Origin of the sequence: Azonexus hydrophilus DSM 23864 (assembly GCF_000429605.1) — a bacterium.
Taxonomy (GTDB): domain Bacteria; phylum Pseudomonadota; class Gammaproteobacteria; order Burkholderiales; family Rhodocyclaceae; genus Azonexus; species Azonexus hydrophilus.
Window position 1 is genome coordinate 14,972 of record NZ_AUCE01000011.1, and the last position, 13,120, is coordinate 28,091.

14 protein-coding genes are annotated in these 13,120 nt (G+C 63.8%); 7 read left to right on the forward strand and 7 right to left on the reverse strand.

What is annotated here, in order from left to right; translation table 11 throughout:
• The first annotated feature begins 7 nt into the window (after positions 1–7).
• The 5 genes from rph (at position 8) to G471_RS0100610 (ending at position 4,320) form a co-directional block, all read left to right on the forward strand.
• Positions 8–724 carry a ribonuclease PH gene (gene rph, locus G471_RS0100590; protein WP_028993591.1) on the forward strand — a complete coding sequence of 239 codons (717 nt, stop codon included), beginning with the start codon at positions 8–10 and terminating at the stop codon, positions 722–724.
• Complete coding sequence (rdgB, locus tag G471_RS0100595) at positions 721–1,308, forward strand: RdgB/HAM1 family non-canonical purine NTP pyrophosphatase (protein ID WP_028993592.1); 588 nt, start codon at positions 721–723, stop codon at positions 1,306–1,308. The genes rph and rdgB overlap by 4 nt, the downstream gene beginning before the upstream one ends.
• A gap of 75 nt (positions 1,309–1,383) precedes the next feature.
• Entirely contained in the window at positions 1,384–2,424 is a 1,041-nt protein-coding gene (locus G471_RS0100600) for a PDDEXK nuclease domain-containing protein (protein ID WP_028993593.1), read from the forward strand.
• 8 nt (positions 2,425–2,432) lie between these two features.
• Positions 2,433–3,653, forward strand: a complete 1,221-nt coding sequence (gene hemW / locus G471_RS0100605; RefSeq protein WP_028993594.1) for a radical SAM family heme chaperone HemW — start codon at positions 2,433–2,435, stop codon at positions 3,651–3,653.
• Entirely contained in the window at positions 3,643–4,320 is a 678-nt protein-coding gene (locus G471_RS0100610; RefSeq protein WP_028993595.1) for a helix-turn-helix transcriptional regulator, read from the forward strand. The genes hemW and G471_RS0100610 overlap by 11 nt, the downstream gene beginning before the upstream one ends.
• Here the strand turns inward: G471_RS0100610 and G471_RS0100615 are convergent.
• The 4 genes from G471_RS0100615 to G471_RS0100630 all read right to left on the reverse strand — a co-directional run bounded on the left by G471_RS0100615 (position 4,317) and on the right by G471_RS0100630 (position 7,685).
• Positions 4,317–4,700: a VOC family protein gene (locus G471_RS0100615; protein WP_028993596.1), complete on the reverse strand. Its 384-nt coding sequence runs from the start codon at positions 4,698–4,700 to the stop codon at positions 4,317–4,319. The genes G471_RS0100610 and G471_RS0100615 overlap by 4 nt on opposite strands.
• A gap of 96 nt (positions 4,701–4,796) precedes the next feature.
• Entirely contained in the window at positions 4,797–5,207 is a 411-nt protein-coding gene (locus G471_RS0100620) for a YidB family protein (protein ID WP_028993597.1), read from the reverse strand.
• 74 nt (positions 5,208–5,281) lie between these two features.
• The gene (locus G471_RS0100625) at positions 5,282–6,004 is read right to left on the reverse strand and encodes a hypothetical protein (RefSeq protein WP_211226359.1); all 723 of its coding nucleotides are present in this window, start codon (positions 6,002–6,004) and stop codon (positions 5,282–5,284) included.
• Entirely contained in the window at positions 5,994–7,685 is a 1,692-nt protein-coding gene (locus tag G471_RS0100630; protein ID WP_028993599.1) for an RNA-directed DNA polymerase, read from the reverse strand. Before G471_RS0100630 ends, G471_RS0100625 begins: the two co-directional genes overlap by 11 nt.
• Positions 7,686–7,895: 210 nt before the next feature.
• On the opposite strand from G471_RS0100630, the gene G471_RS0100635 reads away from it, so the two are divergent.
• Positions 7,896–8,477 (forward strand): TetR/AcrR family transcriptional regulator, encoded by a 582-nt coding sequence (locus G471_RS0100635; RefSeq protein ID WP_028993600.1) that lies wholly within the window; start codon positions 7,896–7,898, stop codon positions 8,475–8,477.
• Positions 8,478–8,561: 84 nt separating this feature from the next.
• A complete protein-coding gene (locus tag G471_RS0100640) occupies positions 8,562–9,638 on the forward strand; it encodes an alkene reductase (protein WP_028993601.1) in 1,077 nt (358 codons plus the stop codon).
• Between the two features lie 40 nt (positions 9,639–9,678).
• Here G471_RS0100640 and G471_RS18135 read toward each other — a convergent pair whose 3' ends face one another.
• From G471_RS18135 to G471_RS0100655, 3 genes are read right to left on the reverse strand one after another with little or no spacing between them, the layout of a single operon-like run.
• Positions 9,679–11,766, reverse strand: coding sequence for a response regulator (locus G471_RS18135; RefSeq protein ID WP_051295190.1), 2,088 nt, complete (start codon positions 11,764–11,766; stop codon positions 9,679–9,681).
• Between the two features lie 8 nt (positions 11,767–11,774).
• Positions 11,775–12,170 (reverse strand): YchJ family metal-binding protein, encoded by a 396-nt coding sequence (locus tag G471_RS0100650; RefSeq protein ID WP_028993602.1) that lies wholly within the window; start codon positions 12,168–12,170, stop codon positions 11,775–11,777.
• A complete protein-coding gene (locus G471_RS0100655) occupies positions 12,158–13,120 on the reverse strand; it encodes a recombination-associated protein RdgC (protein WP_028993603.1) in 963 nt (320 codons plus the stop codon). Before G471_RS0100655 ends, G471_RS0100650 begins: the two co-directional genes overlap by 13 nt.

A 13,120-nucleotide genomic window follows, 5' to 3' on the forward strand; every position in this document is an offset into this window, starting at 1 on the left:
AATCCCCATGCGTCCCAGCCAGCGCCAGCCGGATCAGCTCCGTGCCGTCCGCATCACCCGCAATTTCACCCGCCATGCCGAAGGCTCGGTGCTGATCGAAATGGGCGACACCCGCGTGCTGTGCACCGCCTCGGTCGAGGAAAGCCTGCCGCCCTTCCTGCGCGGCAAGGGCCAGGGCTGGGTCACCGCCGAATACGGCATGCTGCCGCGCTCAACGCACACGCGCAGCGCGCGCGAAGCGGCCAAGGGCAAGCAGACCGGCCGCACCCAGGAAATCCAGCGCCTGATCGGCCGCAGCCTGCGCGCCGTGACCGACCTCAAGGCCCTCGGCGAACGCCAGATCACCCTCGACTGCGACGTCCTGCAAGCCGACGGCGGCACCCGCTGCGCCTCGATCACCGGCGCCTGGATCGCCCTCTACGAAGCCTGCGAGAAGCTGGTGCAGGCCGGCAAGCTGCCGGCCAACCCGGTCAAGGACCACGTCGCCGCGATCTCGGTCGGCATCTATGAAGGCAGCGCGGTGCTCGACCTCGACTACCCGGAAGACTCGAACTGCGACACCGACATGAACGTGATCATGACCGGCAAAGGCGGCATCGTCGAAGTCCAGGGTACGGCCGAAGGCGAACCCTTCACCCGCGAACAGATGAACGTACTGATGGACCTCGCCCAGATGGGCATCCGCCAACTCGTCGCCGAACAGCAAAGCGCGCTGGCCGCATGAAAAAGCTCGTCCTCGCCTCGAACAACGCCAAGAAGATGAAGGAGCTGAACGCGCTGCTGGCGCCGCTCGGCTTCGAAGTCATCCCGCAAGGCCAGCTCGGCATTCCGGAAGCCGAAGAACCGCACTGCACCTTCGTCGAGAACGCGCTGGCCAAGGCCCGCCACGCCGCCCAGCACAGCGGCCTGTCGGCGCTCGCCGACGACTCCGGCCTGTGCGTCAAGGCGCTCGGCGGCGCCCCCGGCGTGATTTCCGCGCGCTATGCCGGCGAACCGAAATCCGACGCCCGCAACAACGAAAAACTGCTCGCCGACCTCGCCGGAAACGCCGACCGCCGCGCCCACTTCGTCAGCTGCCTGGTCCTCTGCCGCAGCGCCGACGACCCGCAGCCGATCATCGCCGAAGGCGAATGGCACGGCGAAATCGTCGACCAATACCGCGGCGACGGCGGCTTCGGCTACGACCCGCTGTTCTTTGTCCCGGAATTCGGGAGAACTGCCGCCGAACTCGACGCCGACACCAAAAACCGCGTCTCGCATCGCGGCCGGGCCATGCAGAAACTGATCGAGCGGCTGCCGGAACTCTGACGCACCACTTTCCACGTGTTTCCGGTATGCTGGTCGCCCAGTACATTTAATTCAAATGTCATCCGGAATTCAGCCATGAGCGATCAGCCCATACGCTTCACGGAACAGCCTGTTGGCTATACCGACTGGCTGGCCGACCTGAAAACCCGCATCCACACCGCCCAGCAACGCGCAACGCTGGCGGTCAACCGCGAACTGGTGCTGCTCTACTGGCAGATCGGCCGCGACATCCTGGCCCGGCAAGGCGAACAGGGCTGGGGCACCAAGGTCATTGACCGACTGGCCGAGGATTTGCGCCAGGCCTTCCCCACCATGAAAGGCTTCTCGCCGCGCAACCTCAAGTACATGCGCACCTTCGCCGAGGCCTGGCCGGACGAGGCAATTGTGCAAGGGGTGCTTGCACAATTGCCTTGGTACCACCAGATCGCGCTGCTGGACAAACTTCCCGGCCCCGAAACCCGCCGCTGGTACGCCGCCAAGGCCATCGAGCACAACTGGTCGCGCAATGTCCTGGTGATGCAGATCGAAGCCCGGCTACTGGAGCGCAGCGGCAATCTGGTTTCGAATTTTCCCGACACCCTGCCCGCACCACAATCCGACCTCGCCCGCGAGGCGCTGAAAGATCCTTACCGTTTCGATTTCCTCGGCCTGACCGAAGCGGCGCACGAACGCGAAATCGAAAACGCCCTGATGCAGCACGTCACCGACTTCCTGCTCGAACTGGGCGCCGGCTTTGCCTTCGTCGGCCGGCAGGTGTTGCTGAACGTCGGCGGTGAGGAATTCTTCATTGACCTGCTCTTTTATCACCTCAAGTTGCGCAGCTACGTCGTGATCGAACTGAAAGGCGGCAAGTTCAAGCCGGAACACCTGGGACAACTCGGTTTCTACATGACCGCCATTGATCGCCAGATCAAGCACGCCCAGGACAACCCGACCATCGGCCTGCTGCTGTGCAAGAGCAAGAACAAGGTGGTAGCGGAATACGCACTGGGCGACAAAGGCCAGCCGATGGGCATCGCCGAATACAAGCTGCTGGAATCCCTGCCCGAGGAATTGAAGACCAGCCTGCCTAGCATTGAGCAGATCGAGGCAGAACTGGCCAGACTTGCGCCATAATTCGCCTGATGCGCCCCACCATCCCTATTATTCCAGCGTCCCCCCGGTCGCCCGCAGCATCCCCCGACAGCCCCCTCGAATTCCGCAAATCCCCGGTTCTCTCGCTCTACGTCCATATCCCGTGGTGCGTGCGCAAGTGTCCGTACTGCGACTTCAACTCGCACGAGAACGGCGGCGAGATTCCCGAGCGGGAGTACGTCGATGCGCTGATCGCCGACCTGCAATCGGCGCTGCCGCTGATCTGGGGCCGGCCGGTGCAGACCGTGTTCTTCGGCGGTGGCACGCCCAGCCTGCTGTCGGCGGGCGCCATCGACGAACTGATCGGCGCCTTCCGGGCGCTGGCGATGTTGTCGCCGGAGGCCGAAATCACGCTCGAAGCCAATCCCGGCACGGTCGAGGCCGGCAAGTTCGCCGGCTTTCGCGCTGCCGGGGTCAATCGGCTGTCGCTCGGCATCCAGAGCTTCAACGACGAACACCTCAAGGCACTCGGCCGCATCCACGGCAGCGCCGAAGCGAAGCGCGCGGCGCAACTGGCTGGCGAGCACTTCGAACGCTTCAACCTCGACCTGATGTACGGCCTGCCTTATCAAACGCAGGCGCAAGCGCTCGCCGACATCGACACCGCGCTGTCCTTCGCGCCGCCGCACCTCTCCTGCTACCAGCTGACGCTGGAGCCGAACACGCACTTCGCCGCCTTCCCGCCCGACCTGCCCGAAGGCGACCTGTGCGCCGACATGCAGGAAGCCATCGAAGCCCGGCTGGCCGCCGCCGGCTACGCCAACTACGAGACCTCGGCCTTCGCCCAGCCCGGCCGGCAGTGCCTGCACAACCTCAACTACTGGCATTTCGGCGACTACCTCGGCATCGGCGCCGGCGCCCATTCCAAGCTGACGCTGCACGACCGCGTGCTGCGCCAGATGCGCCACAAGCACCCCAAGGCCTACCTGGAAAACGTCCGCGCCGGCCGGACTAACCAGGAAGAACACGCGGTCGCCGCCGCCGAACTGCCCTTCGAATTCATGATGAACGCGCTGCGCCTGGCCGACGGCTTCGCCCCCAGCCTGTTCGAATTGCGCACTTCACGGCCGCTCGCCGCGATCCTGCCGCAACTCAAGGCGGCGCAGGCCGACGGCCTGCTCGATATCGGCCCGGAAAAGATCGCGCCGACCATGAAGGGCCGGCGTTTCCTCAACGTGCTGCTGGAACGCTTCCTCGACGATGGCCAATGACGCGGCCGGCCGCCTGCCCGACACCGTCCTCGCCGCCTGGCAGCACGAAGTCGCGGCGGCGGAACTGTCGCCGGTGCTACCCGACGGCTGCCAGGACCTGATCTGCCGAATCGACGCCGGCCAGCCGCCGCACTGGTTCGTCAGCCCATTGGCCACCGCCACCGAACAGGTCGCCAGCCCAGGCGGCTGCCGTTACCTGGGCTTTCGCCTGCACCCCGGCACCCGCGTCGACACCACCAGCCTGCTCGCTGCAGTCGCCAGCCGTGCGCCCGACGCACGCAGCGAAATCGGCAATCTGCTCGCCGACTTCACCCACCGCGACCCGGCAACGCAGGAAATCCTCGCCACCCTGGCCGAAGTCGCCACACCGGCCGCCGCGCGGCAGCGCCTGGGCATCCGCGAACGCACGCTGGAAAGACTGTGTCGGCGCGACACCGGGCAAACCGCCGGCTTCTGGATTGCGCTGGCGCGCGTGCGCCGCGCCGCTGTCGCCATCGACAGCGAACTGCCGCTGGCCGACATCGCCGGCCTCTGCGGCTACGCCGACCAGGCCCACCTGAACCGCGCCTTCCGCCGCTGGTTCGCCGCCTCGCCCGCGCAATTCCGCCGCTCGCCGCAACTCCTTGCGCTAGCCCACGCCAGCGGCTTCGCCACCGACCCGATCTAGCCGCCGACCGCCGTACACAGCTCGACGAGGTAGCCCTCGTGGTCGGCCACGTAAGCCACCGTCTGCCCCCAGGGCATCGCCTCCGGCGCCTGCACCAGGCGTGCCCCGGCCGCCAGCGCGCGGTCGACCGCCGCCGCGACATCGTCGCAGACGAAAGCAATCTCGAAACAGGGCGCGCCGCTATCGGGCGCAGACGGCTGCTTGCCCAGCTGGCGCATCAACGCCCGCGACGAAAAGGCGAGCGCCGTGCCGCCGGTCTCCAGCTCGCCGAAATCTCCGCTCTCATGCAGGAAGCGCACGCTCAGCCCGAAGGCGGCGACGTAGAAGTCGAGCGTCCGGCGGACATCGTCGACGTAAAGGATGGTGTAGCCGAATTTCATCTTGCCGTACTCCGCGAAAGGATGGAGATGGCATTGTCGCAGCGCCCGCCGCCCGCGTCTTGAACGAAACCGACAGGCGCTACCGCCGAAAAGGCCTCAGCCGAACAGCCCGCCCTTCTTCAGCATGCCCAGCCCCTGCGCCAGCAGGTCGCCGCCTTCCGGCAGCTTGCCGCCCGGCGTCAATTGATCGACCAGCCCGGGCAGGAAATCAGCCAGCCCGTTCGACACCTCCTGCGGCGCCACCCCAGCCTGCCCGGCCAGCTTGCCGATGAAGTCGCTGCCGAGCACCGAACTCAGCTGATCGCCCGAGATCGGCAGATTCTTGCCGGTCGACACCCAGGAATTGACGATTTCGCCCAACCCACCCTGCTGGAAAGCCTGCACAAGCCCGCCGAGGCCGCCCGGATACTGATTGACCAACTGCATGGCCATCTCGGCCAGCCCATTACCCTTGCCACCGAGTGCATTGGCGGCCAGCCCGCCGACTACCTGATCGAGAAGACCCATGATTCGCTCCTGAGGGGAAAAGGTCATCGTACCGGGGTGGAAGGGATGGCGGGTTAAGAATTGTGATGATCGTACTACCGCGTATGGCGGGAGCCGACCAGCGATTGAAATAACTGAAGGATATCTATCTTTGTTCTTCCGCTACTGATGACCGCAAGAAACGCGTCAAAGTGCATTGAGACCTTATCGCCACTGCGCGGATTCAGCAAAACAAAGTCCTGCCACTCTTCGCCTCGGCCCTCAACGGCTGCAGCAAAACTTAAAAGCCAGTAGATCGCTACCTGGCGGTAGTCAGACGATGAAAAGCGTTTGGCTGTGCACTTAACCTCGATAAGGGTACGCTCAATAGAAAAATCGCCGAATCCGCTAGATATCCACTCCAAACCCGGAATATTTGGGCGCAGAACAATGGGCAGGCCACGCTGGCAGCCCATCCCTGCGAGTCCAGTTGATAGATTCCGTCCAATAATTTCGGCGAGCACCTGATCGCCTGCATCGAGTTTTTCTGGGAGCACTGCATCGAAGTAGACCCTCTGCCGCTTCAGCGTCGCCTCAAAACATTCGGCCCAGTCGATTTTGGCACCGACTAGAAGGCGTTCCCCAACCGTGTAGCCGAGCTCAAACAGCATCGCCCGCTGCAGAGTGGACTGAGAAAGTAAGGCAGGAGGAAGCGCCTCTATAGGGAAGGTCTCGGCGCACGAATTGAAGTGTGCAACGATTCCAGGTGTTAGTTGCGGAAATATTTCATCGAAAATTCCCGGTATGTCACGGGCGACGGTGCGTGGGTCAATCTGCACTCTCGACCTCTTCCGCCCAAGTTTCAAAAACCGCCGCGAACCGAGGTTCAGCACCGCGCGGGTGCCTTCTTAGCTTCTCTTTGTCCTTCTTCTCGTCGAGCGGCACCTCTACCCCTAGCGCCCATGCTTGAGGCGTAGCATGGCGGAATTGCCGCCGTGCAGCCTCCCCTTCATCACCAAACTTATAGGTTGCAAGCCAGAAAAGGCGCTGTCCCTCTGCTGTCATCTGGTGCCAACGATTACGTAGATAGTTGAACCCAGCCCTGTCACCCCAATTCCGCCAGCAGTCCAAGCACGCACGCCGTAAGGTGTCGAGCTGGGTGGTTTCGTAGAGATTCCGAACATACAAAGCACGCTCTGGCGTGCTGCGGAATCTTAGGCAACGCATGTAATGCAAGAGACTTGTGTCGACCTTAAGAAGGTGAGCAGAATGAACGGGAACGGCATCAAGTAGCAAGTCGATAGAACTGTGAATCAAGGCAAATCGTTCGTCGGCACGCAGGTTCGCGATGCCGCGCATGATGGTGGAGAATGACGAGCGGAACGCGTGCAGATTCTTACCATCCAACAGAGTGGACGCAATTTCTAGTGCGATGATTGGATCGTGGAGTCGCATCGTACGACCGATCTGCGCCACCAAGAAGGTGTCAGGCAGAGCCTTCTCGAGCTCTCGATTGAGCAGGCGCCGAACCTCGAGCGTCTCAACGGTCTCCTTCAGCGACTCATAGTCTTCATCCGGATTGTCTGAGTAAGGGTCAAACTTCAGGTCTATGGTTCGAAGCTTGACCGCCTCGCCATCATCACCGCCTAACTGAGAGTTGACATAGTCTCGATAGTGCTTCGATGACAGGAGAACGGTCTTGGACTTGTTCAGGCTCAAACCATAGTCCATCAAGCATTGAGCCGACACGCCCAGGGCTCGGTAGGCTTCGGCTGTGTTCGCTGCGATCAATATGTAGTCATCGACGTAGCGGCTCCAATTGACGCCAGCCGCTGTGAGTGCGGAATCAACTTGATTGAGGAAAAGTTCTGACAGAACGCGGGCCCCCTGCCCCCCTACGGGAAGTCCGAAGGACCTCCCGGCGGAAAGCTTACCCAACAGCGCGTTAACCTGCTTCGAAACTTGCTTGCTGTCTCCGCCAAGGTCGTTGATGAAATTCTCGATGTAGTGGTGCGAGACGTGCTCGTAGTAGCTAGAAATGTCGGTTTGAACGACAACCGCGCCTGGCCCTATGGAGTCTGCATTAATTACGGTCGCCTCCTTGAATGCTCGCCAAGAGCGGTTCGGATCAAAAAGTTGTTCGCCTCCATTAGGTAAAAACCGGTACGAGTGCGCTTCGGGTGCGCGCAGTGGCTCCAGTGTCTCAGCAATCGCAATGGCCAAGCCATTGAGGTAGATGTTCCAGAAGGGATGAATCTTCGTGACCACGCGGAAGCCGGCCGGACCAGAAGGCGCGATAAGCCGTTCGCTGCACACGTGCATGGCCGCGATTCGCTCATGATTTTCCTTAGCAGGCCCGTCGCGCAGCTCTTCGAAGAAGCCAAATGCAATGGCCGCCAGCGCATTGGCCTGATCGCCGCAGAACCGCACGTCCAAGTCAAACGGAAGGGTGTCGTTGTCGCCGTGTGCGGCAATTTCGCGCGCAGCACGTTCGAAATGGTGCAAAGCCGGCTTCAGCAATCTCAAGCCTCCCTAAGTCAAATAGTTTAGCGCCGCGCCCAGAGTCATATGCGCGCCGTCTATGATAAGCGATTGACCCTCATTACTTGTGCGGCAACTTGAAGGGGCAATCCATTCGTTCGGGAGCTATGAAGCGAATGACAGTTCGGGCGAAATGAAGCCATCAAAAACACTAGACGACCGGTCTAATCAAGCGCACAATCCCACTCCATGAAAACCCGTCACGACAACACCCGCCAGCATGTCCTTGAAACCGGTCAGCGCATCATTGCCGGCAAGGGCTTTGCCAGTGTCGGGTTGAACGAGATTCTGACCGCGGCCGGGGTGCCCAAGGGGTCGTTCTACCATTACTTCGAGTCCAAGGAGCAGTACGGGCAGGCGCTGCTGGAGGATTACTTCGCGCGCTACCTGGCCGATCTCGATGCGCTGTTCGCGGCCGAGGCGCTGAGTGCGCAGGAGCGGCTGGCGTGTTACTGGCAGCGCTGGCTGGACAAGCAGGCGGCGTGCGCCGAGCAGCAGTGCCTGGTGGTCAAGCTGGGCGGCGAGGTGGCGGATTTGTCCGATCCGATGCGCGAGACGCTGCGCGACGGCACCGGGCAGATCGTCAGCCGTATTGCCCGGCTGCTCGAAACCGGCATGGCCGATGGTTCGATCCCGCCGCTCGATGCCGCCGCGACGGCACAGACGCTGTACCAGTTGTGGCTGGGCGCCAGCCTGCTGGCCAAGCTGCAGCGCCAGGCGCAGCCGCTGGAGAATGCCTTGCAGTTCACCCGGCAGTTGCTGAGCCGCTGATTGATTTCCGGGCCGTCCGTCGACGGCCATTTTTTGACGTAAGAAACTAGACGACCGGTCTAATCAACCCTCAGGAGAATCGACATGACCACTTTGTTCGACCCGATCCAGATCGGCGACATCGCCCTCGCCAACCGCATCGTGATGGCGCCGCTGACGCGCAATCGCGCCGTCGCCGGCAACTGCCCCGGCCCGCTGACCGTCGAGTATTACCGCCAGCGCGCCACCGCCGGCCTGATCATCGCCGAGGCCAGCCCGATTTCGCCGATGGCGCAGGGCTACCTCGACACGCCGGGCATCTGGTCGGCCGAACAGGTCGCCGCCTGGCGCACCGTGACCGACGCGGTACATGCCGAGGGCGGCAAGATCGTGCTGCAGTTGTGGCACGTCGGCCGCATTTCGCATGTGTCGCTGCTGCCGGACGGCGCCGCGCCGGTATCCTCCACCGCCCGCACCGCCGAAGCCAGCACCTTCACCCGCGACGGTTTCGTGCCGGTGTCGGCACCGCGCGCCCTGCGCGACGACGAACTGCCCGGCCTGGTTAATGATTACCGGCTGGCGGCGCGCAACGCCATTGCCGCCGGCTTCGACGGCGTCGAGATTCACGCCGCCAACACCTACCTGCTCGAACAGTTCCTGCGCGACAGCGTCAATGATCGCAGCGGCCCCTACGGCGGCAGCATCGAGAACCGCGCCCGCCTGTTGTTCGAGGTGGTCGACGCCATCGTCGGCGAGATCGGCGCCGGCCGCACCGGCATCCGCCTGAGCCCGCTGACCACCTTCACCGCGCCGCTCGACAGCAACCCGCAGGCGCTCTACGGCTATGTGATCGACAAGCTGGCGACCTATGGCCTGGCCTTCCTGCACATCATCGAGGGTGAAACCGGCGGCACGCGCACGCCGGCGGCCAGCTTCGACTACGCCGCCGCCCGCCGCGCCTTCAAGGGGCCGTGGCTGGTGAACAACGGCTACAGCAAGGAACTGGCCGAACAGGTGATCGCCGACGGCGGCGCCGATCTGATCGCCTTCGGCCGCGGTTTCATCGCCAACCCGGACCTCGTCCGCCGCCTGCGCGAAGGTGCGCCGTGGAACGAGCTGCGCGCGGACAAGCTGTACGGTGGCGGCGCCGAGGGTTACACCGACTATCCGGCGCTGGCGTAAGCGGCATTCGCCGGCCGGGCGCAGCGGTGCATCGTCGCCGTCAGCGCCTGGATTCGCGCCGCACGTGGCGTTGCAACAGCGCCAGCAGGCCGACCGGGTCGATGGGTTTGGTGACCCGGTCGAGCATGCCGGCCTCGATACACCGGGTGCGGTCGCTCTCTTCCGCGTAGGCCGTCTGGGCGATCACCGGCAAGGCGGGTGAGAGTTGGTGCAGCATGCGGGTCGTCTCGAAACCGTCCATCCCCGGCATCATGATGTCCATCAGTACTACGTCGAATGCGCCATCCCCGGCTGCGCGCACCATGTCGACCGCACTTGCCCCGTCGCTCGCCAGGCTGACGACGGCGCCTTCCTGGGTGAGGATTTCTTCGAGCACCAGGCGGTTGATTTCATTGTCGTCGACCACCAGTACCGCCACGCCTGCCAGGGCTGCGCCGGGATGAGCGACTAGCGGCGCGGGCGGTTCGGCTGCCGGCGAAGTCGCCGGAACATAAGGCAGGCGGATGGTGAACAGCGAGCCCTTGCCGGCCGTGCTGCTCAATTCCAGACGGCCATTCATCAGTTGCACCAGATGGTGGCTGATCACCAGGCCCAGGCCGGTACCGCCGAAGCGCCGGGTGATCGACGAATCTGCCTGGGCAAACGGCTGGAACAGCTTGGCCTGCTCGGCCTCGCTGATCCCGATCCCGGTATCGGCGACCGAGAAAACCAGCATGCCGTCGCCCGTGCCGGCCCGTAACCTGACCGAACCGGTATCGGTGAATTTCACCGCATTCGACAACAGGTTGAGCAGAACCTGGGCGATCCGCAGCGCGTCACCAACGCAGCGCCTGGGCAGATCGGGCTGGCGCTCCAGTTCGAGACGCAGCCCCTTGTCTTCGGCGCGTTCGCGGACCAGCAACAAGACATGGGCCAGCATCTCGTCCAAAGAGAATTCGCGGGCCTCGATGTGCAGTTTCCCGGCTTCGATCTTGGACAAGTCGAGAATGTCGTCGATCACCCGCTGCAGCAGCTTTCCCGATTCGATGATGCGGGCAAACGCCTGCTGCACCTCGGCCTGCTCGAAACGGCGCAAGGCGACCTGGGCCAGGCCGAGCACCCCGTTGAGCGGCGTCCGGATTTCATGACTCATGTTGGCCAGGAACTCGCTCTTCACCTTGGCCAGACGCTCGGCCTCGTGCCGGGCCTTGTCGAGCTCCGCCGTGCGCTGCGTGACCATTTCTTCGAGCCGGTCGCGATGGCGCGCCAGTTCGGCTTCGCTGGCCTGGAGCGAGGCGACCTTGCGGGCCACCTCGCGCCGCAACCAGAAATTGCCGCCGATGAATAACAAGAGCAGTGCCAGCAGGCCGCCGCCGACCCACCAGACTACCGGCGACAGCCGGGTCGCCGCATCGCCGCGCCCCCATTTGAGCAGGATCTTCTTGTACGGCGAATCCTCGCCGAGGCGATTGGCGCGCAGCCAGCGATCGATGCCCTGCAGCACCGTGGGATCGCTGCCCTTGGGGGCAGCAAAATACAGACGGGCCGGATTGAACAGGATGGTCGTGTCGTGCAGTCCGAGGCGATCCATGTGCCGGTCGCCGAAATGCTGGTTGGCGGCGACGACGTCGGCTTCGCCACGCGCCGTCATGGCAAAGGCGTCATCGAGCGACGCCGCTGGCAGCAGGGTTGCCGCCAGCCCGGAGGCCTGCAGCAGTTCGCTGAGGAAACGCTGCTGCACCGAGCCGTCGAGCACGGCGATGCGTTTTCCGTCCAGGTCCGCGTAGCTGAGGATGTGCACACCCGGCCGCCGGTAAAGCTGCGACCAGCTCAACAGCGCCGGCGTCGTATGGAAGTCGTAGATTTTCGCGCGGGCTTCGGTATAGGCCACATCCGGCATCAGGTCCAGCTTGCCGGTGGCCAGCATTTCCAGGCAGTCCTGCCAGGCACACGGCTGGTAGCGCAGTTCCCAGCCCTCGGCGAGCGCCACGGCGTCCAGCAACTCGATGAAGATCCCCTGCGGCTTCCCGTTCTCGCCGATGAATATCTTGGGACTGTTCTGATAAACACCGACGCGCAACTCCCGCGGCTCGGCAACAGCGGGGCTGCACGCAAACAGGCAGGCGAGGATCAGGGCGGCAAGGCGCACGGCATCGATCAGGGGTTGATCATGCCGTCAATATACATCCAGATGCCATTTTCCTTGATGAATCGGCTCAGTTCGTGCAAGCGATAGCCGCGGCCGGCGATGCGGTAGCGGGCGACGAATTCGACCGTCGCGTGCGTTTCATCCTGCTGTCGGTGAGCACGCACTTCCAGCCCCAGCCATTTGCTGTCGTCGGCAGCAAGATCGAGTTCGCTCGGCCGCGTCGACGCATGCCAGGTAGCGCGCAGGTAATCTTCGAGCTTGAGCACGTAGGCGGCGTAGCGCGAGCGCATCAGTGCTTCGGCCGTCGGCGCCGGTTTTTCGCCGGCGTGCAGCGGCCCGCAGCAGGCGGCGTAGGGCTTGCCGCTGCCGCAGGGACAGGCTGCGTTGGGTTTCAGGCTTCCCACGGCGGGGTGCCGGCGGCGGCCGGGGCCGCAGCGGGCGCCTCGGCTTCGACCTGTTCACCGCCCAGGGCTTCGATCAGTTGCGGCAGGAAGCGCACCAGCTCGCCGGTCATCAGCGCGAAATCGGCGTCGAACTGCTCGTCGGCGTGCTCGGCACTCTTCTCGGCCTCTTCCTTGAGCAGGTCGAGGAAAGCCAGGCGCTTGATCTCCAGCTTTTCGGTGAGGACGAAGCTGATTCGGTCGTCCCAGGTCAATGCCAGGCGCGTCGGCAGCTTGCCGGCAGCGAGGTGGGCCTTGATCTCGGCGCCGACTTCGTCGCCCAGCGGATGGCGGACGTAGCGCACGGCAGCCTTTTCCTCGGCGACCGATTTCAGCTCGCAATCGCGGTCGACCGTGAAACCGGCCGGTGCATCGCCGCCGGCCAGCCAGTCGGCCATCGCCGACTGCGGCGAGAGCTGCGTGTGCAGCGCCTTCAGCGGGAATTCGTCGAGGCAGTGGCGCAGGTGTTCGATGACTTCTTCGGCCTTGGCCGGGCTGCCGGCGTCGACGACAAACCAGCCGTTCTGCGGGTCGATCCAGACGAAGGTCGAGCGCTTGCGGGTGAAGGCGCGCGGCATCAGCTCCTCGGTGACGCGCTCCTTGATTTCCTTCATCTGTTTGCGGCCGGGCGGGTAGCCCTGCTGGTCGGTGATCTGCTCGGCGCGCTCCTGCGCCGTTTCATTGACCACCGACGACGGCAGCAGCCGCTGCTCGACGGCCAGCGCGATCAGCCACTGGCGGTTGTTGGCGTAAATCAGCGCGCCGTCCTTGCGCGGCGACACCCAGCCACGCGACATCGGCTGGTTGGATGGGCAGCGGGTGAATTCACCGCGCGCCAGTTGCTCGTCGAGCTTGGCCAGGTCGACCGCCCACGGCGTCGGCAGGCGGTAGATCTGCAGGTTCTTGAACCACAT

Coding starts and splice junctions, on each gene's coding strand:
- rph (WP_028993591.1), top strand. CDS start 8: ATGCGTCCCAGCCAGCGCCAGCCGGATCAGCTCCGTGCCGTCCGCATC.
- rdgB (WP_028993592.1), top strand. CDS start 721: ATGAAAAAGCTCGTCCTCGCCTCGAACAACGCCAAGAAGATGAAGGAG.
- G471_RS0100600 (WP_028993593.1), top strand. CDS start 1,384: ATGAGCGATCAGCCCATACGCTTCACGGAACAGCCTGTTGGCTATACC.
- hemW (WP_028993594.1), top strand. CDS start 2,433: ATGCGCCCCACCATCCCTATTATTCCAGCGTCCCCCCGGTCGCCCGCA.
- G471_RS0100610 (WP_028993595.1), top strand. CDS start 3,643: ATGGCCAATGACGCGGCCGGCCGCCTGCCCGACACCGTCCTCGCCGCC.
- G471_RS0100615 (WP_028993596.1), bottom strand. CDS start 4,700: ATGAAATTCGGCTACACCATCCTTTACGTCGACGATGTCCGCCGGACG.
- G471_RS0100620 (WP_028993597.1), bottom strand. CDS start 5,207: ATGGGTCTTCTCGATCAGGTAGTCGGCGGGCTGGCCGCCAATGCACTC.
- G471_RS0100635 (WP_028993600.1), top strand. CDS start 7,896: ATGAAAACCCGTCACGACAACACCCGCCAGCATGTCCTTGAAACCGGT.
- G471_RS0100640 (WP_028993601.1), top strand. CDS start 8,562: ATGACCACTTTGTTCGACCCGATCCAGATCGGCGACATCGCCCTCGCC.
- G471_RS0100655 (WP_028993603.1), bottom strand. CDS start 13,120: ATGTGGTTCAAGAACCTGCAGATCTACCGCCTGCCGACGCCGTGGGCG.